19 protein-coding genes are annotated in these 25,775 nt (G+C 61.0%); 4 read left to right on the top strand and 15 right to left on the bottom strand.

The genetic code is table 11. The annotated features are described in order from the left end of the window. Positions 1-32: 32 nt before the first annotated feature. The 14 genes from ON759_RS04120 to ON759_RS04055 form a co-directional block, all read right to left on the bottom strand. The gene (locus ON759_RS04120; protein WP_271679103.1) at positions 33-512 is read right to left on the bottom strand and encodes a hypothetical protein; all 480 of its coding nucleotides are present in this window, start codon (positions 510-512) and stop codon (positions 33-35) included. A gap of 78 nt (positions 513-590) precedes the next feature. After that, positions 591-1,154, bottom strand: coding sequence for a hypothetical protein (locus tag ON759_RS04115; protein ID WP_271679102.1), 564 nt, complete (start codon positions 1,152-1,154; stop codon positions 591-593). A gap of 87 nt (positions 1,155-1,241) precedes the next feature. Further along, positions 1,242-1,949, bottom strand: a complete 708-nt coding sequence (locus ON759_RS04110; RefSeq protein ID WP_271679101.1) for a hypothetical protein — start codon at positions 1,947-1,949, stop codon at positions 1,242-1,244. Further along, the gene (gene pglZ / locus ON759_RS04105; RefSeq protein ID WP_271679100.1) at positions 1,946-3,946 is read right to left on the bottom strand and encodes a BREX-3 system phosphatase PglZ; all 2,001 of its coding nucleotides are present in this window, start codon (positions 3,944-3,946) and stop codon (positions 1,946-1,948) included. Before pglZ ends, ON759_RS04110 begins: the two co-directional genes overlap by 4 nt. Further along, on the bottom strand, positions 3,943-6,726 hold the full coding sequence (locus ON759_RS04100) for a DEAD/DEAH box helicase (protein ID WP_271679099.1): 2,784 nt from the start codon (positions 6,724-6,726) through the stop codon (positions 3,943-3,945). Before ON759_RS04100 ends, pglZ begins: the two co-directional genes overlap by 4 nt. Next, positions 6,723-9,455, bottom strand: coding sequence for a DNA methyltransferase (locus ON759_RS04095; RefSeq protein WP_271679098.1), 2,733 nt, complete (start codon positions 9,453-9,455; stop codon positions 6,723-6,725). Before ON759_RS04095 ends, ON759_RS04100 begins: the two co-directional genes overlap by 4 nt. A gap of 7 nt (positions 9,456-9,462) precedes the next feature. Further along, positions 9,463-13,188 (bottom strand): DUF6079 family protein, encoded by a 3,726-nt coding sequence (locus ON759_RS04090; RefSeq protein WP_271679097.1) that lies wholly within the window; start codon positions 13,186-13,188, stop codon positions 9,463-9,465. Between the two features lie 12 nt (positions 13,189-13,200). Continuing rightward, positions 13,201-13,671 (bottom strand): BREX-3 system P-loop-containing protein BrxF, encoded by a 471-nt coding sequence (gene brxF / locus ON759_RS04085; RefSeq protein WP_271679096.1) that lies wholly within the window; start codon positions 13,669-13,671, stop codon positions 13,201-13,203. Further along, positions 13,668-13,913 (bottom strand): helix-turn-helix domain-containing protein, encoded by a 246-nt coding sequence (locus ON759_RS04080; RefSeq protein ID WP_271679095.1) that lies wholly within the window; start codon positions 13,911-13,913, stop codon positions 13,668-13,670. Before ON759_RS04080 ends, brxF begins: the two co-directional genes overlap by 4 nt. 185 nt (positions 13,914-14,098) lie before the next feature. Next, positions 14,099-14,689, bottom strand: coding sequence for a RadC family protein (gene radC / locus ON759_RS04075; protein WP_425608441.1), 591 nt, complete (start codon positions 14,687-14,689; stop codon positions 14,099-14,101). Between the two features lie 19 nt (positions 14,690-14,708). Next, positions 14,709-15,596: a recombination directionality factor gene (locus ON759_RS04070; RefSeq protein ID WP_271679094.1), complete on the bottom strand. Its 888-nt coding sequence runs from the start codon at positions 15,594-15,596 to the stop codon at positions 14,709-14,711. A 10-nt stretch (positions 15,597-15,606) separates the two neighbouring features. After that, complete coding sequence (locus ON759_RS04065) at positions 15,607-16,584, bottom strand: YqaJ viral recombinase family nuclease (RefSeq protein WP_271679093.1); 978 nt, start codon at positions 16,582-16,584, stop codon at positions 15,607-15,609. Between the two features lie 65 nt (positions 16,585-16,649). Beyond that, positions 16,650-17,606 (bottom strand): DUF932 domain-containing protein, encoded by a 957-nt coding sequence (locus ON759_RS04060; protein ID WP_271679092.1) that lies wholly within the window; start codon positions 17,604-17,606, stop codon positions 16,650-16,652. Between the two features lie 301 nt (positions 17,607-17,907). After that, the gene (locus ON759_RS04055) at positions 17,908-21,099 is read right to left on the bottom strand and encodes a sigma factor-like helix-turn-helix DNA-binding protein (RefSeq protein ID WP_271679091.1); all 3,192 of its coding nucleotides are present in this window, start codon (positions 21,097-21,099) and stop codon (positions 17,908-17,910) included. A gap of 863 nt (positions 21,100-21,962) precedes the next feature. Between ON759_RS04055 and ON759_RS04050 the strand changes: the two genes are divergently transcribed. The 4 genes from ON759_RS04050 (at position 21,963) to ON759_RS04035 (ending at position 24,225) form a co-directional block, all read left to right on the top strand. After that, on the top strand, positions 21,963-22,448 hold the full coding sequence (locus tag ON759_RS04050) for a hypothetical protein (protein WP_271679090.1): 486 nt from the start codon (positions 21,963-21,965) through the stop codon (positions 22,446-22,448). After that, complete coding sequence (locus ON759_RS04045) at positions 22,445-22,768, top strand: hypothetical protein (RefSeq protein ID WP_271679089.1); 324 nt, start codon at positions 22,445-22,447, stop codon at positions 22,766-22,768. The genes ON759_RS04050 and ON759_RS04045 overlap by 4 nt, the downstream gene beginning before the upstream one ends. Before the next feature lie 68 nt (positions 22,769-22,836). Then, a complete protein-coding gene (locus ON759_RS04040) occupies positions 22,837-23,835 on the top strand; it encodes a M48 family metalloprotease (RefSeq protein WP_271679088.1) in 999 nt (332 codons plus the stop codon). Between the two features lie 45 nt (positions 23,836-23,880). Then, positions 23,881-24,225, top strand: a complete 345-nt coding sequence (locus tag ON759_RS04035; RefSeq protein ID WP_271679087.1) for a hypothetical protein — start codon at positions 23,881-23,883, stop codon at positions 24,223-24,225. 6 nt (positions 24,226-24,231) lie between these two features. Here ON759_RS04035 and ON759_RS04030 read toward each other — a convergent pair whose 3' ends face one another. Next, the gene (locus tag ON759_RS04030) at positions 24,232-25,641 is read right to left on the bottom strand and encodes a DUF2130 domain-containing protein (protein WP_271679086.1); all 1,410 of its coding nucleotides are present in this window, start codon (positions 25,639-25,641) and stop codon (positions 24,232-24,234) included. Positions 25,642-25,775 lie beyond the last annotated feature (134 nt).

Below are 25,775 nucleotides of genomic sequence, written 5' to 3'. Positions count from 1 at the left end.
TATTCCTGCTTTCCTGGCCTGATCGAGTGCCGTCAGAGGCGAAGTTGTGTGTAGACGCCTTCGACCGAGCAGTCGTCCTCGTCATCGATGAAGTAGAGCGTCCCATAACCCCCAGCCGAAACCTTGAGGATGGCGTCATCGCCCAACGCAAGATTCAGGCACATGCTGGTCTTGATGAAGGTGTCCGTACCGAAGACTTCGTACCAGTCATCGTCTTCACGACTGACACTGATCTTGTACTTCCCAGCGGTCAGGTTGCTCTCGCCATAGACCGCCTTGACGTCGCAACTCTCGCCTTCGTCAATGAAGACGATCTTGCCGCTGGTCCCGGACATGCGCAGCAACGCGTCCTCGCTATAGACATACTCGTAGCAATAGCGTGTGTGGATGTAGATGTCCTTGCCATCCACCTTGTACAGGTTGGATCCCTTTCGGGTGACGGACAGGTCGTAGTCCTCGGCCGCAGCCGCGCCAGACATGATCAACAGCAGTGCAGCAAGTAGACTTTTCATGATTCCCCCTGCGAATCATTGGATCCCGAATGCCCGGTCAAGCGTCACGGCAAGCGATAGAACCTGGGTGAAACTCGCTCACATGAGCGGCGACGGCATGGCAGGCATCTTGACCGGCGGGTCGTCATCCGCGCCTTCGTCGTCGTACTTGCCGAAGAAGCTTGAGATCTCGAACCAGTACTGACCCACGTAGTGCACCATCGCCGCGTCACGGCGGCGCAGATGATCGTCCTCATCGAAGTCCGGAGAGCGGAACCCGTTGGGGCCTTCCCACTCCGCTTTCAGCTCTTCGAAGACATGGTCCGGCAGTGCGGTGATGTCGCACTCCATCAGGTCGTACATCTTGCCGTTCTCACCGCCCACCAGGCTCTGCTTGATCAGTTTGAACTGGCACCCCGAGTGCTGCCGCCCCTCTGGACGAATGCCAATCAGCTCTTCCCACAGTCGGAGCTGGATGAAGATGCGCTCGATTTCAACCCCATTGAACGGCTGGAAGTTGGCGGCGGCCGGGTGCGCCCGATCGATTACGACTGCGTCCTCTTTCGAGTAGCCCCAACCGCCACGGATCGGGAGCGCTGGGCGCGACTTGTATTTGCGTGCCAGAAGCGTCTGCGGCTCCCAGTCCTTGTAGAACTCAGTCACCTGATCGACTTGGATCCTCGTTGGCATCGCACTCCCCCATTTTCTAGCAAGCACCCATCATCCTACGGAAGGGATTGTGCCGCAGCACTACAAGATCCCCACGAAGTCTCGTCCCGCGCCCATCGCTCTGATTTCGAGAAGCTTGTTCTCTGCCGCTGCATAGGCCAAGGATGTTTCCATGTGAAATGGATAGAGGACTCGTAGGGAGCCAATGCTGGCCATGGGCAGCGCCTTCCCTGCTGAGCGTATCGCAGCTTCGACGAGCCAGCCGGTAAGCGAGGGGCCAGAAACCGCCAATAAATGCTCTTGGACGATGCGCCGTCCGCTCTCCGTTCGCCGGATCGCCCCCCAATCTGCCTGCGTCTGCAGGACCATGTTGGTCATCCGATACGTGCCTTCGCGCTCGCCGTAGACTTCGCTCATTCGCCGGTGGACTTCGGTAGCCGCACAATCACCCTGGAGAGCCGTTAGCCGCCCGACAACCTCGGCCACGTGTGCGAAGAACGGGTAGGTCGCGATGGAGACACCCCAGTGCAGCACCATCGGCGGCGCATCGGCTTCATGGAGGGCGACGCCGCGACTGACGAAGTTGGCCAGCTCCTCGCGAGGCTCAAGCCAGAGCCGGTTGAGAACCGTCTTGACCTTTTTCCTTGCCGCGACACTCAAGCCATCGGCTTCGAGCAGCGCCATCACGTCTCCGGGTTCCTGCCGGCCCAGTCGAACGTCCAGGGCCATCGTTGCCCAGGCCCCCTTGATGAAACGATCGAATCCGATCTTTGGAGCTGTTGCATTCATCCTGTAAAACCTGGTTGCTTCACTTTCACGAACGGCACGATCAACTCCTCAACCGAGATCCCACCGTGCACTACCAATTGCTCGCCTTCCGTCACAAAAGCCGACCGCGGGCCGGCAAAGAGCGGCAGGTAATCGGCGGGGAGCCCTGGCAATGGCATCTGGACAGCACTTGGATAGGCCTGAGCTGACTGTTCCACCAGTGGCTGGCTTCGGTAAGTCCGTACGCGTTCGCCGCGAAGCTCAGCGGCAACGCCCTGGTTGATGCGCCCCGAACCGATGGCATCTACGTTGCCATGATCCGCGGTCACGTAGACGTGGTAACCAAGTTCATGCAGTCGGGTGAACAGCCGTTCGACAAACCCTGTCTGGCACCAATGATCAATTAGGCGGGCCACGCCCCGCTTGCCTAATTGAGCACCGTGGACAAGCTCGTCGACCATGTCCACGACGATGCCAGCGACCTTCAGCGATGGCGCAGATAGCGCGGTCGTCAGTTCATCCAACTCTTCGATCCGCTTGATGCCTTTGCGGTAGAACACTTCGTTGGCACGCAAGCCTCGATCGGCCCAGAACCGCGTCCACAGCCCCGGTTCCTTGGCAGTGATATCGATCGAGGACGCGAACTCCCTAGGCTTGAGTCCCGAGAAGATGGCCTGCCTAGACACAGATGTCAGCGTCGGCAGCCAGGCGAAGGATGCCATCTCATCGAACCCGGTGTCCGGCATGCCCTCGGCCAGGTGTCCACGAATCCTGGCCCATTGGTCGATGGCCAAGCCATCGAACACCAGCAGCGCAATCTTTGTCTCGCCGGTATCCCTGCGCGCCGCGAGATAGCTCGGAATGTGGTGGACCATCGGCGCGTTGACAGGGGACAGTGATGGCAAACTCGCGAAATGATGGCGAACCCATTCCTGCAGTCGCGTGTCCGCGGCTGACTGGAGTCCTTCGACGCCTGCCCGCAGCGCCTCGAAGCGTGCATTGTCCAATCCATGGAAGCGTGCGAGCAGCTCGCCTTGCTTACGTGCGTACTGCAACCAGTCGCGATGAGAGCCATCCTCGTCCGGCAGCTCGTCCTTCAGCGCCTTCAGCCCCTCGGTGACAAGCTCGTGAATGTCCCCCTGATCCTGCACCACGCCTACATGCAACTTTCGTGGGAATGTCGACGGCAAGCCGGTTACCCGCACCGGATGCAACGCCCCTTCGAGGAATAGCGAGTCGACCGTGGACCAGATGCCCGGGTCATCGAACGGAACCCGGATCGCGCCCGCGTACTCGTCCGACATCGGGTCACCGACGTGCCTGCCAGCGACACCCATGGTCTTCAGATGGCGGGACCAGGCGTTCTGCAACACATTGAGCAAGTAGCTACGGGAGCCAAACAGATTCGCGACCGGCAACCCACGGAAGGCGTCGACGCGCGAAAGCACGGCTTCCACGTGAGACGCCAACTGGGCGGGCAATTCGCTTTCCGCGTAGTGGATCTTCAACAGCTCGCGCCACAGGTCGGCGACGCTGCGAATCAATGGCGGACTCAGGCGGAAAACATGGAGAAGGACAAACTCCTTCGTCGCAGATTCGCCAAGGACCTGGGTGGCATGGTCAGACTGCGCTTCAAAGAGCTGCCCGAGGTGCTCTGGTCCCACTTGCCGCGTAACCCCCGGGGCGAGCTTCGGCAGCAGATCCGCCAAGCTGAGTCGAACTTGCCTGCCGCTCTGCAGGTAATCCCAAGGGAGTCCGCTCAGGTCGTCCGACCTCCAGTGCAGGATCACCGCCTTCGCTGGACCGGGCCGCCCCCGCTGCCACTCCGTCCGATAACGACGCTCGAATTCGGCCCGGAAAGCAATGGAATCCTCAAATGGAATGACGTCGAAGCCGCGTTGGCGCAGTTCACCGAGCAGGCCTTCGTCCAGCAGTACGTTGTCCGGATCGACAGCGATCCACAGCGGCTCCAGATCCGGCACGAAATCACGCAGTACGCGATCCTTCCAGACGCTCACGATGCCGCCCTCATTCCGATTCTGAGCAGCAGAACCGGATTCAGTTCAGGCAGCACTGCCTCAGCATCGGCGACACGCGCCATCTCGACGGCATGCTCTCGTTCCAGCCGCTTGCGACGGAAATCCCGAACCGCCGGCAGCCCGATGCGGCCGATGGCCTGACTCCTAGCCTCGAACGCCAGCTCCAATCGTTCGCGGTCCTGAGCCAAGCGCGCCTTGTGCTCCTCCAGCATGGCGGCAAAGATCGTCTCACCATGGGTTTCTGCTGCGGAATGCGCTGCCAGATAAGCCGCTTGGTAGGCTTCGACGCTCGCATCGACCAACGAGATCTTCTCGGTCACCAGCAGATCCCAGATCCGCCTGGCTGTCGGCGCGAAGCTTCGTCCGTCCTCGGCCACGAACACCGGCTGGTAACGCTTGCGTTCGCCCTGGGTCGAAGCGAGTCGTACCTCCCAAAGCGACCAGGTGCCACTGATGGTCACCGGCAATCCGTCGATCTGTATCGCCGGTAGCGGAATACCCGGAACGTAGCGCGGCAAGTCGCGAACAATGGCCCGCGCCCGTGCATCTTCCAATGTGAGCCATTCCAGCTCCGGGTGCTGCTCCGCGCTCCGTCCGTCAAAGCAAACCTGCGGGGATTCGGACCCGTCTGGCCACTGGATCCGCCAGGCGTGCCCGGCCCGGTTGGCGGCACCACCTCGCGCAGGCAGGCCATTGACGATCGCACGCTCCAGCCAGAACTGTGCCGGGTGATCGCGCCACTTGCGGGCGTCATCCGGCTTCAGTTCGTGCTGGTCCGCAAGCAGCTCACTGTGCTCACGTGACTGCGCTACCTGCTCCCGAACCTGCTCGACGACTTCCGAGCAACCCCGGTCGATCGAGTCCGGATCCTGCAATCCTTGCGCAAACAGCCGTTCGAACAGCTGCTCGGACTCGGCGGAATCCATCACGTCGGAGGCCTTGTCGACGCCGAACTCCTCCGCAATGACCGCGAGCTTGTCCTCTAGCACTTCCCGTACCCGGTGTTCCACCGTGTCGTCGAGAACGAAGTTGAAGGCGCGCACCACGTGCGGCTGGCCGATGCGATCGACGCGGCCGATACGCTGCTCCAGGCGCATGGGATTCCACGGCATGTCGAAGTTGACGATCACGTGGCAGAACTGCAGGTTCAGGCCTTCGCCGCCGGCATCGGTCGAGATCAGGATCCGTGCGTCGCCAGCGAACTCGCGCTGCGCGCGGGTGCGCGCTTCCAGGTCCATGCCGCCGTTGAGCTGGACCACCGCGAAGCCACGGCTCTCCATGAAGCCGGCGAGCATGGCCTGGGTCGGCACGAACTCGGTGAACACCAGCACCTTCAGCGCCGGATCGCCCTCCTCCTGCTGCAGCTTGTAGATCAGGTCCACCAGCGCTTCGGCTTTGGCATCGGTGCCGGCGCTTTCGGTTTCCCGGGCCAGGTCCAGCAGCATGGCCACTTCGGCCTTCTCCTGCTCCCAGCCGCCGGCCTGCACCGCGAGGTCGGCCTGGGCTTGTCCGTCCAGCTCTTCCCAGTCGTCGAATTCCAGCTGGGCCACGGGCGGGGCTTCCAGCACGCCCAGACGTTTTTCCAGCGTGGTTCGAATCGCCGCCGTGCTGGATGTCACCAGGCGTTGCATCAGGATCATCAGGAAGCCGATATGCCGCTGCTGGGCGATCAGCGCCTGGTTGTATCCATGACGGACATAGTCGGTGACGGCTTCGTACAGGCGATGCTGGGCCGCATGCCGGTTCTGCCAGGTCACCGCAAACAACCGGGTCATCCGCGGTTTGAACAGCGGGCGTCCTTCGGCATCGATGGCAGCGCGTTTCTCGGTACGAATGACGAACGGGCGCACCCGGTCCTGCTGGACGCTGTTCTCGTCAGGGAAGGTATCGCGATCGATCAGCTGCATCAGGCGCATGAACTGGTCGGTCTTGCCTTGGTGCGGCGTGGCCGACAACAGCAGCAGGTAGGGCGAGGCTTCGGCCAGTGCCGCACCCAGCTTGTAGCGGGCCACCTGTTCGGTGCTACCGCCCATGCGATGGGACTCGTCGATGATCACCAGGTCCCACTGTGCGGACACCAGATCCTCGAAGCGCTCCCGGTTGTAGCTGGCTAGTTGCTCCGCGCTCCAGCCGCGACGGCCTTCCAACGGCTTTACCGAGTCGAGCGAGCAGATCACCTGGTCCTGCGTGCGCCAGAGGTTCTCTTCTTCGCTCCGCCAGGGTCGGTAGGCGGCCAGCTGGGCCGGTTCGACGAAGTGGAAGGTTTCGCCGAAGTGCAGGCGCATTTCCGCCTGCCACTGGCGCACCAGGCCCTTGGGCGCGACAATCAGGATGCGCTTGGCCATGCCGCGCAGCTTGAGTTCGCGCAGGATCAGGCCGGCTTCGATGGTCTTGCCCAGGCCGACTTCGTCCGCCAGCAGGTAGCGGACGCGTGGGCTGCTCATGGCGCGGTTCAGTGCATACAGCTGGTGCGGCAAGGGCACCACGCTGGATTGCACCAGTGCCAGAAGCAGGTTGTCCTCCATGGCATCTGCCAGCCGGGCGGCCGCCGCCGCATGCAGGATGGCTTCCTGTGTTGGTGGCACGTCGCTGAGGCCGACGAGCTCATCCGGACGAACGCGTAGCACCACATCCTTGGTCGGCAACCAGACGCGGCACGTCAATCCACCCCAGGCCTGCTGCCGGTCCACGACACGGCAAGGCGTGGCATGACGGACATGCCAGAACCAGTCTCCACTGGCGGCCACCGCATCGTTCACGCATCCGCCTCGGTGCGAGTTAGCGCCTGGTCGTACCAGAGCAGCAGCTTCTCGTCTTCCTGCAGCGCTTCTTCCGGAATCTTCTGCGCGATCTTGATGATGGTCTGGTAGTCCTTCTTAGCCCAGGCCGTCTTGAAGCCGGCGCGCAGCACTTCCAGACGGAACTCCTTCAACTTGCGGCCGGTCGCGGCCAGGTAGATGTCGAATTCTTTCAGCAGCGCCTTCTCGCGCTTCTTCTCCAGGTCCTGCGCCTTGTTGGGATCGGGCGCGTACCAGCGATCCTTGGCCTTGGCAACGAGCGCAGGGGCACCCTTGTCCAGGCCACGCAGATCCTTGTGGTTGGTGGACAGGTAGGCATGGATCTGGCTGGGCACTTCACCCGTGCCGTCGTAGCGAATGAAGTTGTCTTCCAGCAGCGCCTTTAGTTCGGGCTTGGCTTCGTGCTTCTTCCAACCGGCACCCAACTGGGTGATGAACTCGGGATGTAGCTCCTGGTACCTCGACGGACGCTTCTTGAGAAAGTCAGCCAGCCAGTCGATGGCACTGCGCTCATCGGAGACGAACAGCTCCATCTGTGGCGCCTGCGCGACCTGCGCACGCTTCTTGTCATACTCGGCGACCTGCTCGGGCAGGAATGCCATGCCGTCGCGCTCCAGAAACCGGACGCGAAGACCTTCCTGAAACTCTTGACTAGAAAGCGGCACCGGCGCGCTGTGGCGGACGAACCACGCGACCGTCCGGTCGAAGAGAATGCGTGGATCGCGTTCTGCCACATACTCGAGCCCGGCGCCTCTAAGCTTCACCACGGGGAGCTGCTTTAGGTGAGTTTGAACGAAATCCCAGACCGACTCCAAGGTAGCTCCGCGCTCCGCGAAACGTTTCTCAAGCCCACCGTTAGGCTTGTATGCAGAAATCACGAGGTCTTGCTTGACGGCTGTTGTGGTCATAACAGCCTTAAAGCTTCCTTGCTTCTTGTCTAATGCAGAAACATTGGCTACTACAAATCCAGCCGCTTGCAGTGCGGTCTGGATTGCGTTCCAAACGGAAGCTTTTGTGTTCGAGAACTCCACGGTCAGCCATCGGCCTGGTTTCAGAACGCGATGGAACTCCGTGAATGACGAAATCAACAACTGACGATAGTCGTAGATCCCCTTTCCTTGGGACGTGCTAACAATCGCCTCTGACGACTGACTGGTCACCACGCCAAGCATGGCCTCCCAGAAGAAGTTTAGCTCCGAGTAGTCAAAGTTCGCGCCGAATGGCGGATCGACAAACACATAGTCGATACATTCGTCCGGAAGTTGATGGAGCGATGTTGCGCTTTGAGTCGAAATAATGCTGCTTCTGGGCATCTTCCTCTGATACGAGAGACTCGTTGCGATGGTTTCTGCGTTTCGCAGGAACGAACTAAGGACATTCGGAGGGGTGATCAACGACCCAACGTACAGTGTTCCCGATAAGGGCCCGCCACCTTTCCTATCAGCACGGAATCTCCTCATCTTCGACGCATAAGGGAGGCAGGCGGTAAGTGCGAACATCAAGGCTTGCCCAGTCGACGCCGAATTGTTTGTTCTAATTTTTCCTAAAAGCAATGAAACGGCGTAAAGCTCTCTCGGCGTAAAGAAATGATGCAAATGGGTTATGCCGCGAGATGAGTTTCTCTGAGTTTCCTTTCCTGGGATCAGCCTGACAATTGGGAAAGCAGACACGTTTCCTTTCTTTCCGCAGTCGTCGATAGCCTGCAGATCGGCTGCGTCTGGAATCTTTTCGTATCTGCTCGTTCCGATCGAGTAGTTGATCAGAACCGGGACTGTTCTCGCTTGCCTATGAGGCACGCCCAACAGCGGATCAATGACTGTCTCGTAACACAACTCCCAATCTGCCTCGCGAGATACAACACCACAGTTTGGGCACTTCAACTCGGATCGAAGTGAATCTTCCAGTTCGTCGACGGCAATGGAATAAAATGACTGCTGAGAACCGCAGTTTGCGCACGCCACGACATCTGAATAGAGAGCGAATTCCACCTCGCCATACTGCGATCCCGGATGTTTGTACTGCTTGTGATCAACGGACTTCCTATCTCTAACCCGCCAACCTGTATGAGCAGTGAGATAGAGGCTCGGATTCTCTTTCTTAATTTCTGCGACAAGTGAACTTGCGGCGTCGATGTAGGCTATCGAATCAAGAGATCCATTCAAGTTTCTTGAAATAAACGTGGCGATCGGGGAAAGGTCGACCAAGACCGTGCTCCTTCCTTCGCCAACGTGTGCATTCGCAACCGCGGTCATTCCAGTGCCGCAGAAGCCATCAAGCACTACATCATTCTTTGAGGTGTAGTGCTCCAAGTACCGCATGATTGCTTTATGGGGCACTTTCGTGTGGTAGCTGTGCGCGTTGTAGATCGGGTCATTCTTGCCTTCACTAACGTCAGCTACGAACGGTTCTCTGCCGTATGACTCTGAGGATGAGTATGGCCTTCCGCGATGCGCTACGAAGTCCGCCAGCCACGGATTGGGGCACGCCGTGTAATACGGCGGATCGGACATTGCCAGGATCGCCTCGTCGGTCCCCACCGGAAATCCTTCCGTCTTGCGGAACACCGGATCCTTCAGCTTCTCGGCCAGCAGCTTGTTGAAGTGCTCGCGGCGCGCCTGGTCGCTGGCGAAGGTCTGGCCCAGGCATTCAACCGGGCCACCCTTGGCATCATCGTTCTTGAGCAAGCTCATCTTCGGTTTACTCCACGACAAACCGCAGCTTGCTGGCGTCCTTGCCACGGCTGCGCTCGTTGATGAACGTTTCGAACCGCTTGCTCAGGTCTTCCGGCGTGGCCGGCGACCCTCCGGCCAGCAACGCATCACGGATTTCGTCGCGGCTCACCAGTATTTTTTCCAAGCCGCTCAGGGCTTCCTGGACGGCGCCGACGAACTCGGGCGTGACCGACTCCGGCAGAACCCGGCTGGTCAGGAATGCTTTCACCAGCTTGCTGTCGGCGGGCTTGAGCAACTCCAAGTTGGCCTGGATGATCGGATCCTCCAGGTTGTCCAGCAGGGTCTGCTGCCAACTGCCGAGCAGGCGATCGAGCTCGTCGTCCAGCGATGCCAGCACGTTCGCCGCCGGCAGCATGTCGCGCTGCTCGTTGGCCGGCTGGAAGCGGCAGTGCGGACAGAAGGGGGATGCGCCCAAGTCGGCTTCAATCAGGGCCGCGCAGCTCTTCAGCTTGTCCAGTTTCTCTTCGAACGTAGCCAGTTGTCCGGTCGGCATCAGGGCAATGCCCGCAAGGCTGCGCAGCGCCACCAGCCGGGGATCCCGACGCAGCGCCGTCTTGGCCCTATCCTCAGACACGCCGAGCCGCGCCTTGCTGTGGCTCTCGATATAGGCACTCAGGTATTCCTTCTTCAACTGCTGCAATGTGTGCCGGTACTCGGCGCCGTGTGTGATGTCCTTGTCAGCCGCGAGCTTGTCGAGCAGCACCTTGCGCGTGTCCTGCGCCCTCTGCACCCATACATGGTCGGCCGGCAGCACCAGTTCGGCCTGCGACAGGTAGCCCGCGGTGCCGCCCAGCTCTGCAACCAGCGCCATCAGGCGCTCCGCGTTCGCAAGAACCGCAATGCTTTGCTTCTGGGCTTCGACATCCTCTGCGGTGATACGCAGGTTCTTGAGCTTGCCGACGGTGTTGTAGGGCTGCAGGCTCTCGGTGAACCCCTTCAGGCCGTCCAGACGGTTGCGCCAACCTGCCAGTTCTTCCTCCCGCACCAGTGGTTGGCCCCAGAAGCTCAGGCGCGCTGCCATGTCGGTCGTCGCATGCAGCAGGCGCGGAACCAGTGCGCTGATCGAGTCCTGCAACTGCCTGACGGACTCATCCTGGCCTTGCACTGCCAGTTGTGCGAGACCCGGATTCAGCCCGAGGGTTTCGTACAGGCTGCGTAGCAACGCAACGTTGATTTCCTTGGGCGCCTCGACGTGACGGAACGCCTTGAGATCGTCTAGAGGACGTTCGATCAGCAGGTTGAGCTTGCCCGAGTCGATCTTGTCGCCGGTGACGGCCAGAACCACGTCGCCGGAATAGACCAGTGCCGCCAGTACGACCACCAGCAGATCCGGCTCCAGCCGGAAGCTGTCGGGGGAGAAGTACTCCACGTCGGTAGGGCCGCTCAGCAACTCGTTGCGATTCAGCACCTGGCCCGGCCCTTTGGCAGCCAAGCGCGCCAACACGTCCTTCGCGTAACGCGAGTCGGCCGGATCAATGCGGTCACCGTTCAACAGCTCCAGCGCATCGAGGACGGCGGTGGCGTCGTGGGTCTTGGCGCCTCCCGCGAGGGTCTTTAGGGCGTTGCCCACCAACTGCTTGCGATTGTGCTCGGTTAGCAGCTTGGAGAACGTCGGGTAGTCTGGCGCCTGGTCCTTGAAGCGCGGATCCAGCACCAAGCCCGAGCTGACATTGACGACGTCGCGGAAGTTGATACGGTCGTCCGGCGCAAGGTGGGCGCGGTCGCGCAGAGAAACGCCCCTGACCCAGTTCTGCAACTGCTTGGTCTGCCCCTGGTACGTGACCTCGAACGCCGTCATCTGCTTTTCCTGCAGCCACTTGCTCATTTCGCGCAGGGCCAGCTTGGCCTTGTCGAGATAGATGCCCTTGGCACCGCCACTGGCGGTCGAGGCAAGCTCCATGCTTCCTGCGTAGAACGCCAAGTGACGCTTGATGTCCTCGTCCAGGCCTTTGAGGCGGAAAAAAACTTCGTCCGCCTTGCTTTCGTCGCGGAACCGCGGCGGGTTGAACGGTTGAATGAAATAAATGTAGAAGTCGCGCTCGGGTTGCGCCGTCGGGCGATCGTTTGGTGCGCCAAAGAACAGGTAGCCATTGCGCTCTACACGACGCTCCTGCCATTCGACTTGGTATTGCCAGATGAGATGGCCCGTGACGTAGCTAGAGTCGTCCGACTGCTCCATCAACTGCTTGATCGCACTGAAATAGGCACGGTCAAGCGCCTCATCGTCTAGCGTGGCCGCGCGCCTCTCGATTTGGGCGTCGTAGTCGACGTCCTTCTTGAGGTCGAGGTAGTACTGCTCGGTATCGGGTGCCTTCGAGATGAACTGGCCGTTGACCGTTTTCAGCGTCTCGCGCAATGCGGTCTGAACCATGGACAGCAAGTCCGAGGCAGGTTCACCTCCCAACTCCTCAATACCCGGCTGATACAGGCATAGCGTGTCGCGCAACTCTTCTGCCGTCGGTCCCACCGGGACGTAGATGTCGCCGCCGGTCGTCAGCCTGTGGACCGACAGGCCACTGATGATGCGCAGGGCCATGGCCTTGTATTGCGGCCGGGTGAACGCACTGGTGATACGCCCTTCAAGGACATCGGAGACTTTCAGCACGGGCCCGATGTTGGGATCTGACCGCAACACCTGGTTGCTCTTCACCGTGTCCCAAAACTTGTCGTAACCGATCAGGCCCGGGCGGTCTTCCGGCACTACGTCGCCGATGATCGACTGGATCTGGTCGCGCAAAGTGACCAGAGCGCCACGTTTCTCGGTGAATACCAGGCGCTCGAACGTGCCGAGATAGTCCGGGTGCACCGGGAACAGCCGGACGTACTCGTCCATGCGCTCGTTCATGTTGCCGTAGAACTTGGCGAAGGGCGTGAGGTAGCGACGGATCTTGTCCTGCTGATCCGCGGTCTTCTTGAGCAATCGCTCCGCCACGACGAAGCTAACGTCCTGCCTGGCCAACAGGACCTGAGTGTATCGGTCCTTGACCCGGCGCAGGCTGTCCGAGACATGCTCGAAGCGGCTGCTGTCGAAAACCTGCTCCTGGACGCCTGCCACGAAGCGGAAGCGCAGGTGCTTGGTGACCTCGCCGATCTCGCGCAGGAAGGACAGGTCGAGGACCAGGTCGTGGTCCCTGCGAGAACGCAAGTAATCAAGCAACTCGTCGACCACCAGCAGGACGCCGTGGTTGGGGTGGACTTCCTCGAACGCAGCCATCATCTGTTCCAGCGCAGTCTTGTTGTTGACCACTTGGTCCGCTGACGGGAATGTGTAGGTGACGCCAATCTTCTCGAGGAACGCCTCCAGTTCCTTGGTGACGATGTCCCGCAACGACATCTGGCTGGAGATCTCGATGCGGTGGACTTTGAACTTGCCGGCGATGGCTTCCGCCGCCTTGGCCACTTTCGGATGACGGATGGCGGGCAGGTAGGCGGCGTCCTCGGCCACCAGCGAAAGCACCGACATCAGGTGCGACTTACCCGTGCCGTAGTTGCCCACCACCAGCACGCCCATGTGGTCGACGGATTCGTCGAACGAAAGCTGCGGGATCATGCTGCCCGCCAGCCGGTTCGCCATCTCGTCCGAAATGACATAGGTGGCTACGAGCTTCTTCGCTTCCTCGGGCCGATTGGCATCGAGCAATTGGATTACGGACTCAATTGACTCGAACTGGATCAAATCGCCATAGCGCATGTTTTCCCCCTGCTAGATTTCGAAGACGATCACGCCGTTGGCGGCGTGGTCCTGATATTCCGGATTCCCGAGAACGGCATACGTCAGCCGCCCGTTCCGCCACTCACCTGGCCATATGGCGACCACGGGGCGAGCCTGAGATTGGCGCTTGAGCAGATCCAGCACGTTGACCTTGAGCGATGCATCAAACAACAGCTCGACCCCTTCGATCAGCAAGGGGCCTGTCGGCTCATGAGACTGGGCAATTTCCCGCAAGAGGTTGCCTGCCTGCAGATGGCGCTCCCGCTGCGGCAGCTCGGTCAACGCGCTCGCCATCGAGACCCCCAGATGCAATGGCGTGGCATGTTGGCTCCTCTGCAAGGCACCCAACAGAGCAGACCGTTCCGCGGGAGTACCACCCACCAGCAGGATGAGCTTGCTCTGCAACTGGGCAGTGTCAGCCATCAGGCTTTGCAATCGTTCCAGAGCGACGGACCAGTTCATGGCGAAGCCCCGTTGGTCGCATCATCTGGGACGTACTCGACGAGCTCCTCGATCCGGCAATGGAAATAGCCACACAAGCGGCCGAGGTTCTCGGAACGGACGCTTGCGCCGTGTTGGTTAAGCATCTTGGAGAGCGTGTTGCGCGCGATCCCGGTGGCCTCCACAAGCTCCTGAACCGTCACGCGTCGCCGCTCACGGAACTCCTTCTCGGCAATCAGTTCCTTGAGTCTGTAGCGCAGCATCTGGAGACTCACATGCTCAGTATTCAGTAATTTTGCCCAGAAAATTGATTACTGCAAGCGCGCGGTTGGGGATCGCAGAAGTTCGCCTTGAAACAGGCAAAAAAGAAGGGGCTGGCCCGCATGGGGCATGCCCCATGCGGTTCATCCCAGCCGGACAACTGCCTGCTTGGCACTGGAACTGGCTACTAGACCCAGCCACGACTGGCCATTGCCAGGGAGCTGTCACCTGCCACGATGATGTGATCGAGCAATCGAACGTCCACCAGCGCCAGCGCCTGCTTGAGCCGCGCAGTCACCGCCCGATCCGCCGCCGATGGATCCGTGGTTCCCGATGGGTGGTTGTGCGCCACGATCACCGCCGCCGCATTGCAGCGGATTGCATGTCGGACAACTTCCCTAGGATGCACTTCGGCCCCATCGATGGTGCCCTGGAACAGCTCCACGTATTCGATCAGCCGGTGGCGCGTGTCCAGGAAGACCGCTGCGAACACTTCCCGCTCCAGGCCTGCCAGTTTGTCCTGTAAGAACCTACTGGATGCCTGCGGATCCGTGAACGATTCTCCGCGCTGCATCCGCTGGCCCGCTACAGCCCTTGCCGCCTCGATGATCTCGTCCGCATTGGCGACGCGGTAGCGCCGCTGCTCACCTCTCACGTACAACCGGCTGCCCGGCATTGCTTCTGATTCCATTTCGATGTCCTCGTCGGTGATGCATTGATCTGCCGTGCGCACCAAAAGCGAAGGGGCCACAGTTGGCCCCTTCGTCTTCGCTTGCATGGGTTGTTCTTGCGTTCGCCTAACCCGTGCACGCGATGGCGACCTTTTCCTGGAGCCGCCTGCTGATGCCTTTCGGCGCGGCCCCATTCGGCTTTGCAGACGCAACCTGTTCGTCGGGGAAGAACTCTTCGACCACAGAGGGCCCGTCCTCGTCCAGTTCCTCGAACGCGCCATTGGCGAAGCCTTGGCGCGCCGCCTCGTCCAACGCGGCCTGATCGAACCCAGCTTCCTTCCGCACCGCGTCCAGACGCCGGGCCTCGGTGATGGCCTCCTCCAGCGTTATGCCGGACCTAACCACCAGATCGACATAGAAGATCGGCGCCCGATGGCTCTGGGTCGTGGACTTGCCCCGCAGCTTCAGTTCCAGCGGCAGGCAGGCCAGAAGCCCGCCGGAGACAGCCTGGAAGTACTGCAACCGGGCGGCCAAGGTGCGGATCGTGTTGAAGGACGTCGTGCGCAGCACGAAGCTGCCGGTCTCATCCTCCTCGCCGATTCGCACGTTGAACCGTGCGTAGGGCTTGCACTGGCCTTCGGCAAAGCGGCAGGACCCCGACCCGGGACAGGGCAAACTCTCGACCCCGTCCTGGCCTGAGCGCCTGCAGGTCTCGCCATTGCCCACACACACCGGCCGACCCGTGCTGCGGTCGAACAGGTGGTAGTCGGCACGCAGGTTCAGGCTGGGATCGTTGAACAGCAACCGGACCGGCAGGCTGCGAAGTTTGCCGCCGGCCTGCTGGCGCAGCGACTCGTCCAGCGGATGCAGCAGCCAGCCGTCCCGGTTCTGCACCTGGCTGGTGAGGGTGAACTGGTCGTCCTTCTCGGGCAGGCGCATGCCGTTGCGTTCGATCACGCGCCCGATCGAGATCCGCCCGACCACCGGCGGGGTGATTGCAAAGCCTTTGAGCATGGGAGTTCTCCTAGGGGTGATCGGCCTTGGCCGAGATCAGGAACCGGCGAGCGCCGGGTTTGGTGACGCTGTACCTGGCCACCAGTTCCGGGTGGTCCTGGGCCAGGCGCTTGGTGTCGAGGCTGGTGCCGTCCTGGGCGCGCTTGAAGCTCACCTCGCCGGTGGCGAACACCGCACGGGCGGCATCGCCCATGGCCTGCTGCAGGGTCTGCTTGAGCTGCTCGGCGTGCTTGCCGCGCACTTCCAACTCGTCCTTCAGGGCCACCAGCTCGGCAAAGCTGTCCGACAGCTCGCGGTTCTCGCAGAAGTCGAGCGTGTTGCCTCCACCGGGATACAGCTGGCGCAGGGCCTTGCCGGCGGACTCGCTGCCGTCGGCGGGTGGCGCGGTGTCGGTGGTGACGAACTGCCAGAACCGGGCTTCGAGCACCATCAACCGGGCGATGACCTCCTCGTCGCGTTCGATCCGGTGGATCTCCAGCCGCTGGCCGCACAGCAAGACCGCCACATCCGCGGCCTGCTGGTTGGTCACTGCCAGCTGGTGCTGGACCTGTAGCTGGATGTACTCCGGCACGCCGTCCCGCCACAGCTTGGACCCCCATTCGCCTGCGGTCTTGCACTCGAGGATCTGGACATCGGGGCAGCCCACGACCTCGCGGTCGATGTTGGCCAACATGTAGGGGAAGGTGGGGTGTTGCAGAACCGCGTTGACCTTGCGGACCTTGCGGTCGGTCTGCTGCGAGTACGCCACGGCCACATAGGGCTCAAGCAACGTCCCCCAGTAGCGCGGATCGTCCATCCCGGGCGGTGCGTCCTCAACCGGCGTCCTGCCGGTCTTTTCCATCCACAGTTCCAGCTGGCTCTTGTACGGACACAGGCCAACGGCGGCGGCGGCATCCGAACTGCCGATGCCACCCTGGCGCACGGACAGCCATTGCTGGCGGTCGAGCGTGCGCGTGTCGACCAGCCGCAAGGCGGCGTTCTTCTTCATCAGGTGTCTCCAAATGAGAACGCCCGGCACGAGGCCGGGCGCTGAAGGAACAACGAGGGTTGGGATCAGGCGGTCAGCTGGACCAGCTCGTCCCAAGCCCGCTGCTTGAACTGCGCGCCTTGTCCGAACCAGGCGGCTTCCCGGCGGTGGTCATCGCTGCGTGCACGCCGATGGTGATCCACGTACTCGGTGACGCTGTTGAGGAGACCCCACGCCGTGCCGCGGCTGGAGGCGAGCTGCGCGCCTCGGCCGCCACCGTCGTACAGCGCGCGGACCGACCGCACTGCTTGTTCGTTGACCACAGGTGCCTTGCCGGCCTGCCCGGGATAGACCAGCACCCGGCGCAGCAGGCCATCGACCGAGTCGGGATCGACCGGACAGGCCACCAGGTCCTTCATCTGTGCCACGAACCGGTTCCACGGCGCGACGGTGATGCCCAACTGCTGCTTGACCGCATCGGCGTTGAACTCGGAGCGGTGCGGCACCTTCACCGCGCCGCGGTTGTCACCCAAGGCGATTTGCAGGGTGTTGTTGCAGACCACCCGCACAGAGGTGAACTGGGCGGTGGTCGCCAGCGAGCCATCGCAAGCCGTTGCCAACAGCAGGTAGCCGTTGACCTGGTCCTTGCCCTTCAGCGTGGTGCACTGGCCAGTCCGGGCCAGTGCCCAGAACTTCCGTCCTTCCTTCAGCACCCCGGCGGTTTCCAGCTCGAAGCCGCTGTACTCGGTCAGGTCGCGATAGAACTCCAGCACTTCCTCGGGCTGCACGACCTGGAAGCGCTTGGACACCACCGCCAGCGGACGCTTGGTATCGGATCGGTACAGCACCTTCTGCTCGGGGAACGAATGGATCGCGCCCACCGTGTGGTTGCCGGTGATGTAGCGGACTTCGGACTCCTCGATCATCCAGTCCATGCCCGCCTGGCGCTTCCAGACATCGATGGGCTGCAGGGTGGTGAGCTTGTTGCCAAGGCCATGCCATGGCTTCTCGCCGGCATAGGCCATCGTTTCGACCAGGTGCATGTTGAATCCTCATGTTGGGCGGCATAAACGCAGAAGGCCCGCCGGTGAGGACGGGCCTTCTGTGAGTGCCAGTGGATGGCTAGGGAAAACGGTCAAACGGCGGCTTCTTGAGCAGCGTGGCCAGGACCGCGGCTGCCACGAGAAGGACGCAGTAGATCGTCTCCTTGGTGTCGTCGCGCATCGGCTAGACCCCAATAGGCGCTAGGAACGCAGCACCTGGGCGTGAAGCAGGATTGTCCTGATTCAATGGGGTGTTATAGGTCTGAAAATTCTTTGATTGAATCGGCGCACACCATTGCCGTCATGCCGCTTCGACCTGGCTCAGTACCTCCGCTGCCTCATGCACGCCTTTGGACGCCGCCAGCTGAAGCAACTTGATGGTGTCTGGTACCCAACCGTCCATCCGCTCTCGGATCATATTGGCCAGCGCGAAAGCCGCCTTGCCGTGACCCGCCCTGGCGGCACGTTTCAGCAGACGCATCGCTGCCTGGGGATTCTTTTTTGTCAAACCGCCATCCCGGTAAGCCAAGGCCACCAGATAGCACGCGGTGGCATTGCCTACTTTGGTACCGGCATTGAGATACACCAGCCCCTGCTGGCGTTCTTGCCGGGTGCCGCCGCCAATCTCGCCCTTGAGGAGCATCCGTCCCAGTCGCACACAAGCCGGCACGTACCTGGCATCCGCCGCGCGCTGCAACCAATAGGCAGCGGCCTGCGGGTTGGGCGCCGCACCAATGCCTTCCTGTAGTTGCCTTGCCAGTCGGTATTGCGTTTCCGCATCGCCAGACTGGGCCCTTGCCACCAGAACGGCAATGCTCTCTAGAGTCGCTGTGTGCATGTCGACTGGCGGCTGTTTCACACCGTTTGCCGCATCCTCAACGACGACACTGGACATCAGTTTCGCGAGATCATCGCCTTCCTGAGTGAAGTCTCCACCAGCGGCCTGCTCAACTGGTGCCTCCGTCGAGTCCGTATCGGGAGGCAGCAGGTCGATGGCAATTTCCATGTCATCGCCTTCGACAAGTGCACCTTGCGCTTCGTCAGACTCGATGACCTCCAACGCCTTCGTGTCCAAGGCCCCGAAGTCGACACCCCGCTCCGCAGCCCAGTTGCGAATCCGCTGTGTCCACTCCGATGCGGATGCCCAACCATCACCAGGATTGGAAGCGGCCTCCTGCACAATCGCGAGGCTGGCACCACTGGTCCAACTCAGATCGCCATTCTGCAGGTACTCATCCGCCAGCATGGAATACAGGCGCTCGGCCTCCGGACCGGCACGATGCTTGGCCCAGTACGAATCGGCATCGGATTCCAGCCCCCCGGTCCGGACCAGGATGGCGAGCAGGGTGCCGTTTATCTGTTGCAAAGGCCCCCGCGGGCGCGTGACCCGGTTAGCCATCGCCATGCTGAGCGCTTTTTCCTGACGAATGACCAACAGGAAGCGGAGCAGACGCTCTGCGTCTGGCAGTCGACTGCCCACTGGCAATGAGACAGGCCGCGGGTGCAGCCCTAACTCCGCCTTCCGAGTGCTCCAAGCTGCTCTTTCGAGTTCCGGCATGGGCCACCGATCTGGCTCGCAGGCCCAGAGCAGTTGAGGGAAGCAGTTCCAATGGCCGGCTTGCGCCCTCGAGCAGAGGGCCATTTCGTAGGCGGGCGTCCACCCAGAATAAATCGCCTGCGGATCTTCACCAGCTTGTCGGCAGCCGATGACGGCAAGCGCATCTTCTTCGACCAGATCCTGCGAACTCCAGTCCACCGTCGCAAAGCGTTGTGCCTGCTCCGACAAACCGTAGTAGCGAGGCGTAACCGAGACGAAGTTCGGCCGCTGTCCCAACTGCGAAATCAACCCCTCAGGATTGAGATCGAGGCGCTCTGCCAGCACCTCCGCAGTCGCTGGGCCATGTTGGAGCTCGTTCACCAGCATGCCCACGACATTTCCCAGCACCTCGGGTTCCGGATCCGGGAACCGCGGAGAAAGGTCGAGGCCGTGAAGTGAAGCCGTCGTCCCTAGCGCGAACAGTGAATTGTTGTTATCGATGATGAACAAATGTGGCGCGCCACGTCTGTCAGACAGTGCGATCCGGATATCGTTGGACGAACAGGCATCAATGTCGTGGAATCGGCGTCGATATGCCTTCCACAAATCAAACTGCGAAACCGGCGTCGCATCTGATGAAAGGTGCAAGGCCAGAACATGCGCCCGGACGGCGCGCTTCTTTTCCTGATTGACCGCTTCACGGAAAAGGTACCCGGCATACACCGCGAAACTCGGGTGTGCGGACGCCACGGCCATGACATCCGCAACGCCAACTCCAAGCATGGTCGCAAAGGTGTCTATCGGAAGCGGCAGCGCCTGCCCCCCGGATTCCATCTCCTCCAGCCATGCCTCGACATTGGGGAAGTTCTGGGAGGACCGGTCCGGATCGGACACCCAGCAGGTCATGCCGAACGGCTCGTAACGATGAAGGGCTACGTCTGCCAGGGCGATGAGTTGATTCTCCAGCTTACCCGCCCCGGAGGAGGGAAACGCGACGTCCATTGCCAGCTTCATCCAGCCATCAATCGCCGCACGATCGTCCTGCAGGCTCTCGAGTGCTCGTCTGGTCAGTAGCTCTCCGGTGTCAGACGATGACGCCACGACTTGTCGAATCCAGCTGACGAGACCCTCTCTCACCTGTTGTTGCAGGTCGGCATTGCCTTGCAGTTGCGTGAGGACGTTTGCTTCGATCTGCCGCACATACTCGCGGGTGATATCGAACCTCTTTCCCGCGACATCCAGCGTTTGCTCTCCCTCGCCATCAAGTCCATATCGCACCACGACAATGGTTTTGGCGCGCACCAGATTCTTGCGGAGATTGATGGCCTGGATGAGCCGGCGCACCAGGTCTTCGATTTGTTCGTTTCGGTTGGCCCGACGTTCTGGTGCCAGTTCCGGTAGTGCCCAGCGTGTTTCACTGTCGCCGGTCTCGTCCTGGAGATCATTTTCACCAAGATTGTCTTCCTCGCGAAGGTCTCGTATTGACGATTCGATAGCTGGCCCATCGGTGGCACCAGCCGACATGTCGCCCGAAGCAATACCAGACTCGGAATAGTGAGCCAGAAGTAGGCTTTGCAACTTGGTGAGATCGCCTGCGTCCGGCCGGCCCTGTACAACCGCAAGCAAGCGGCCACCGCCAACAAGCGGGAACTCGAACACATCGGCACCATGGGCTGGGGACACATCCGGGATGACAACTTCGATTGGCGTGGCGGCTACTAGAACCGAACCGGATCCAGGCCGCTTCACGCTGCCGCCCCTACCACGTCCGGTTTCCAATTTGCCGCAATCCATGAGCCCCTGGCGTATCGCCCAGTACTGCTCCTCGCTCCAGCCCTCGCCAGTCAGCGTCCTGAGCAATGTCACATTGCCCACGCTCCCGGTGGCAGGGACCAGATCGAGGAGTCGAGACTCGAGCTCAAGAGCATGGTTTCTCGAAGTTTCTTTCAGCTGCACAAATCACCCCTCCAATTGTCATTCCGGCAGCACGGCAAGATTAAAACGCGTTTTAACCAGCGCACGAACTGTCCGCGAAATCCCGCCGATAGAGCCTCGAGCGTTGAATCATTTCCGTGTGTTGGATCGAATTCGCAACGGGCAGCATCCACCGTTTCGGACGAGACCTTGTCATCGGCTGACTCTTCCGCTCCGTCAATCCATCGAGCATGTTCCCACCCTGTTGAGCGAATGTAGCTGAAACCTACGGTGGTTCGATACAGAGGGTAGAGGGCCGTCGCTCCTACACCGCTGATCGCGCAGTGATGTACTGGAGCAAGTCGCTGGGCCAAAACTCCTCGCCTCGACGACATTGGGAATGCGCTGATCCGTTACCGTTTTCAGGAAGGGTGGCGAACGTGGGGCGCTCGGAATCTTGACGTGCCCCCAGCTTGGACCCATTCCGGTAGCGGGCAACGTCCCGAGGGAATCCCACACAGCGCTCCGCTTATCAGCGCTTTTTTCGTGCTCGTGCGGCAGCTTTCTGCTTGGTCGTTCTCCAGGCCCCGCTCCTGGTCCTCTTGTCACCGGTTTTGCCAAACTTGCTCTTCGTTCTTGCCATTGCTTGTCTCCTGTGTGTGATTGAATGTGATGAAGTGCATCCAGTAGGCCGATCTCAGGATCCTTTTCCTATCCATGAGCCTGCCGTTCAAGATGCCCTCGGGCCGCCTGATGGGAGTAGCTTGGGACAGGGGCGCGACAAAAAGTGTCGTGTCCCGAAAAGCGCTGGCGAAAGCAGCACAGTGGCAGCACGGTGAAATCCCCCTCGGAGAGTGTCCGTTCAAACGACATGTTTTGTCGTGAGCGTCCCGCATAGTGGGGACATGAAAACCAACCAGCCCAGCGCCGCCACAACTCAACCTCCCGCCACCTCTTCGCTAGCCATCGACCAACGCTCCCCGCTCGAATTCCCCTTCGGGTGCTTTGTAGCGGATACCCCTGGCCATGGTGGCGCCCAAACCTTCCTCTGGTTCCCCAGTGAAGTCGACGTCTTGGCCTACCTGCGTACCGACCTCGCTTCACTGTACGAGGATGGCAAAGAGGCCACGGAGTTGTCGAATGCACTCGCTGAAGCCATCGGTGGCTGCGAGCACCTTGCGGGCCTCGACTTGGGGCGCGTCAACTTTGCCCTGATCGGAGCCTGTGAGGTGCGCTGGGTTGGCAGCCTGGACACCCTGCGGCTCGGGGACACGCCATTCGAGCGAGAAATCCAGTGGGACTTCAACGAAAACGTGTTTGGCGATGAGCGTGGCCACACGGATTCCGATCTCGTCGACTTTGCCCACCATCTGGAGCACTACACCCAATGAACGCCAGGGCCGGTCTGGCGCTTTTCGCGTGGCTGGTCGCCGCCAACCCGACACCGGCATGCACGCAATCCGCGTCTTCGACAGTGTCCGCACCCGCGCCAGCGGCTGAAGCGGAAGCGGTCCGTACCGGACTCCAGGCCCTTACTCGCGGGCAGACGGCGGTGACGCTCGTCGTCGCGACAACGCCTCTGGCGACCCTGCAGGAGCGCGTCAACGACGTGCATTTGCGGATGGGCCTCATGGGCTGGACGTTCGTGGGCCAGGAATTCGTGCAGGGACAAGGCGAAGGCGGGATCCTCCTCGTGTCCTATCGCCGCTGACATCGACCTGTCACCGCCGCCAGGGAGCCACGACAACCTTTGTCGTACGCGGCGCGCATGCTGGTCCCATGACCAACCACATCACCGTCGAATCGCACCGCGTACGCATCAGGCGCCTGTTCCTGGTGTCCCATCTGTTCATCGTCGGGTTTCTGCTGGCCCTGGATTTCGGGATGCTGTGGCTGGTCGTAACGCCCTCCGCCTTCATGGAAACCCCGAACCTGGTGTTTCTGGGTGGGCTGTTCGCCATCGTGGTCGGCGGCGGGTTCTATCAGCTGCACAAGCTGCGGGGCGATGGTGCCAAGGTGGCGAAACTCCTGGGGGGAACACTCGTCGTCCTCAATCCCCGCAAGACCAATTTACGCGTGTTCCGCAATGTCGCCACCGAAACTGCCATTGCCGCTGGCATCCCGATGCCCCGCCTGTTCGTGCTCGAGTCCGACCGTGGCATCAATGCCTTTGCCGCCGGGACGCTGGAGGAAGGCACCGCCGTCTGCGTGTCCGCAGGCGCACTTGAACGCTTGAGCAGAAATGAACTTCAGGGCGTCATCGCCCACGAAATGGCACACCTGCGCCATGGCGATGTGGCCGTCTCGCGCATGCTGGCGGCCGGTGTATTCGGACTGATGTGCATTTCACTGCTCGGATACAGCATCGTGCATGCCGGTCTTGCCGCCGAAGCAAGCAACAGGCGCAAAAAGGATCAGGGCGGTGGCGTGCTGATTGCGCTCGCAGGCTTTGGCGTCGCTGTTGTCGGCGCGGTTGGCTGGCTGTCCGCACAAGTCCTGGATGCCTGCACCAGCCGGGAGATGGAGTTACGTGCGGACGCTGATGCCGCCCGCATGCTGTCCGACAGCAGTGGACTGGTGGGCGCCCTCGTCAAATTGGGCATCGAGAGCAAGGAGTTTCCCCAGGAGGCATCCGAATGGCTCAAGCCGCACAACCCGATGTATTTCCGGGAAGGGGCGAAGGCCTACTGGTTCGATACCCACCCCCCGTTGCTTGATCGCATCCGTGCACTGGATCCCGCCAAGGCAGCGGAACTGGTGACGGAGATGGGAGGTTAGATGGCCAATCCATGCAGGACAGCGAATCCCAACAAAGGAGGTCGGATGAACGCATTGCCTGTGGAACCCCGGGTGGCCTGGATCACCGACCCAGCGCCGCCCTCGGGATTGACCTACTTCAGCCGCTGGGCGCTGTTCCTGCGCACGGGCTTTCGCCCGGAAAGTGGCGATCCTGCCGATTGGAGCGAAGAGGCACTCGCCAAGCTTCCGACCGAAATCCCCCGAATCGGCGCCGTGGTCGGATATTGGGTGCGATACGGACGAGGCTGTGCCATCCGCTTCAACCTGGATGGGGAGCCACTCGAGGTGTCCGATGGCATTCCGGCCCCTTGGCTATCCGGGCGACAGAACGGCACGAGGACCCCCAGGAAACCCGAACACAACGGGTAAACGACCTTACTCAGGATCAGATTGCCCCTGATCCTTGAGGCTTTTGAACTTGGCAGCCATCGTCGGATTGCCGCGGGTCAGTTTCTTGATGGTGACGTCCTGCGCCTTGTCGTTCGCAAGTCGAAGGTTACGATCGGCCCCGAGCAGCGCATCCTTCGTCTTCTGCAGGTGATCGATTGACTTGTCGATCTCCTCGATCGCGGTCTGGAAGCGCCTGGAAGCGAGGTCGTAGTTTTTCCCGAACGCAGTCTTGAATGCATCCAGGTCGGCTTCAAAGCTGGTGATATCGATGTTCTGCGCCTTCACCAGCGCGAGCTCGGACTTGTACTTGAGGGAATTCATCGCCGCGTTGCGCAGCAGGGTGATGATCGGCAGGAAGAACTGCGGGCGGACGACATACATCTTCGGGTAACGGTGGGACACATCGACAATCCCGCCGTTGTAGAGCTCGCTGTCGGGTTCCAGCAAGGAGACCAGCACCGCGTACTCACAGCCCTTCTCGTTGCGATCCTTGTCGAGCTCCTTCAGGAAGTCCTCGTTCTTCTTCTTCGTCGCCGTGGCATCGCTTTCGTTCTTCATCTCGAACATGACCGAGACGATCTCGGTTCCCGAATCGTCACTATCGCGGAAGATGAAGTCGCCCTTGCTGCCGCCCTTTGCGTCATTGTCTTTCTCGAAGTAGGCCTTCGGGAACGCGGTGGCGCGGATCCGGTTGAATTCGGTCTCGCAGTGCTGCTCCAGGGTTTCACCGACCATCTTGGTCGAGAGCCTGGCCTTCAGGTCGCGCAAGCGTTCGATCTGCTCCTCGCGATCCTTGAGTTGGGTCTCGTACTTGTCCTTGAGTGATTTTTCGGCCAACTGCTTTTCGAGCTCTGCGCGCTCGACGCCGCTCTTCAGTTCGTCGCGCTCCTTCTCGACCGCGCCGACCGCCTCGTTGACGGCCAACTTCTGCGCGACGCCTGCGGCATCCAGCTTCGCCTTGAGCTCCTGGATCTGGCTGTCCTTGGTCGAAGACACCCGCTGAAGCTCGGCAACGAGCTTGGCCTCCGCCAGATCCGCTGCAACCTGCTTGTCCTGGCTGGCCTGCCCGAGTGCGGTCGCCAGCGCGTCGCGCTCCTTCTCGACCGCCTTCAATGCCTCGGCGACCGCCAGCTGGCGCGCGACCTCGCCGGCATCCAGCTTGGCCCGGAGCTCCTGGATCTGCGCATCCTTTGCGGCCGCTTCCTTCTGCAGTTCGCCAGCCAGCTTGGCTTGCGCAAGCTCGACCGCGTTGTGCTTGTCCTGTTCGGCCAGTTCAAGCCGCTCGTGCAGCTGCTTCTCGAACTCGCCATCACGGATCTGTTTCAGGATATCCGCATAGCCGGATTCGTCGATCTTGAACGCCTTCCCGCAGTGCGGGCAGATGATGTCCTGCATAGACCGTCTGTTACCCCCTGTTGATCGTGCCACCCATCAGCCGAAAGCTCGCCACATCACCACCTGGCAATCGGAAATCTGCGTGGGGCTGATGATAGTCGCGGCGCGAATGGAATAGACGACATGCTCGGTCA

This window comes from Thermomonas mangrovi (assembly GCF_028201335.1).
GTDB lineage: Bacteria > Pseudomonadota > Gammaproteobacteria > Xanthomonadales > Xanthomonadaceae > Thermomonas > Thermomonas mangrovi.
Note: the sequence above shows the minus strand (reverse complement) of the source record. Positions and strands in the feature narration are given on the sequence as shown.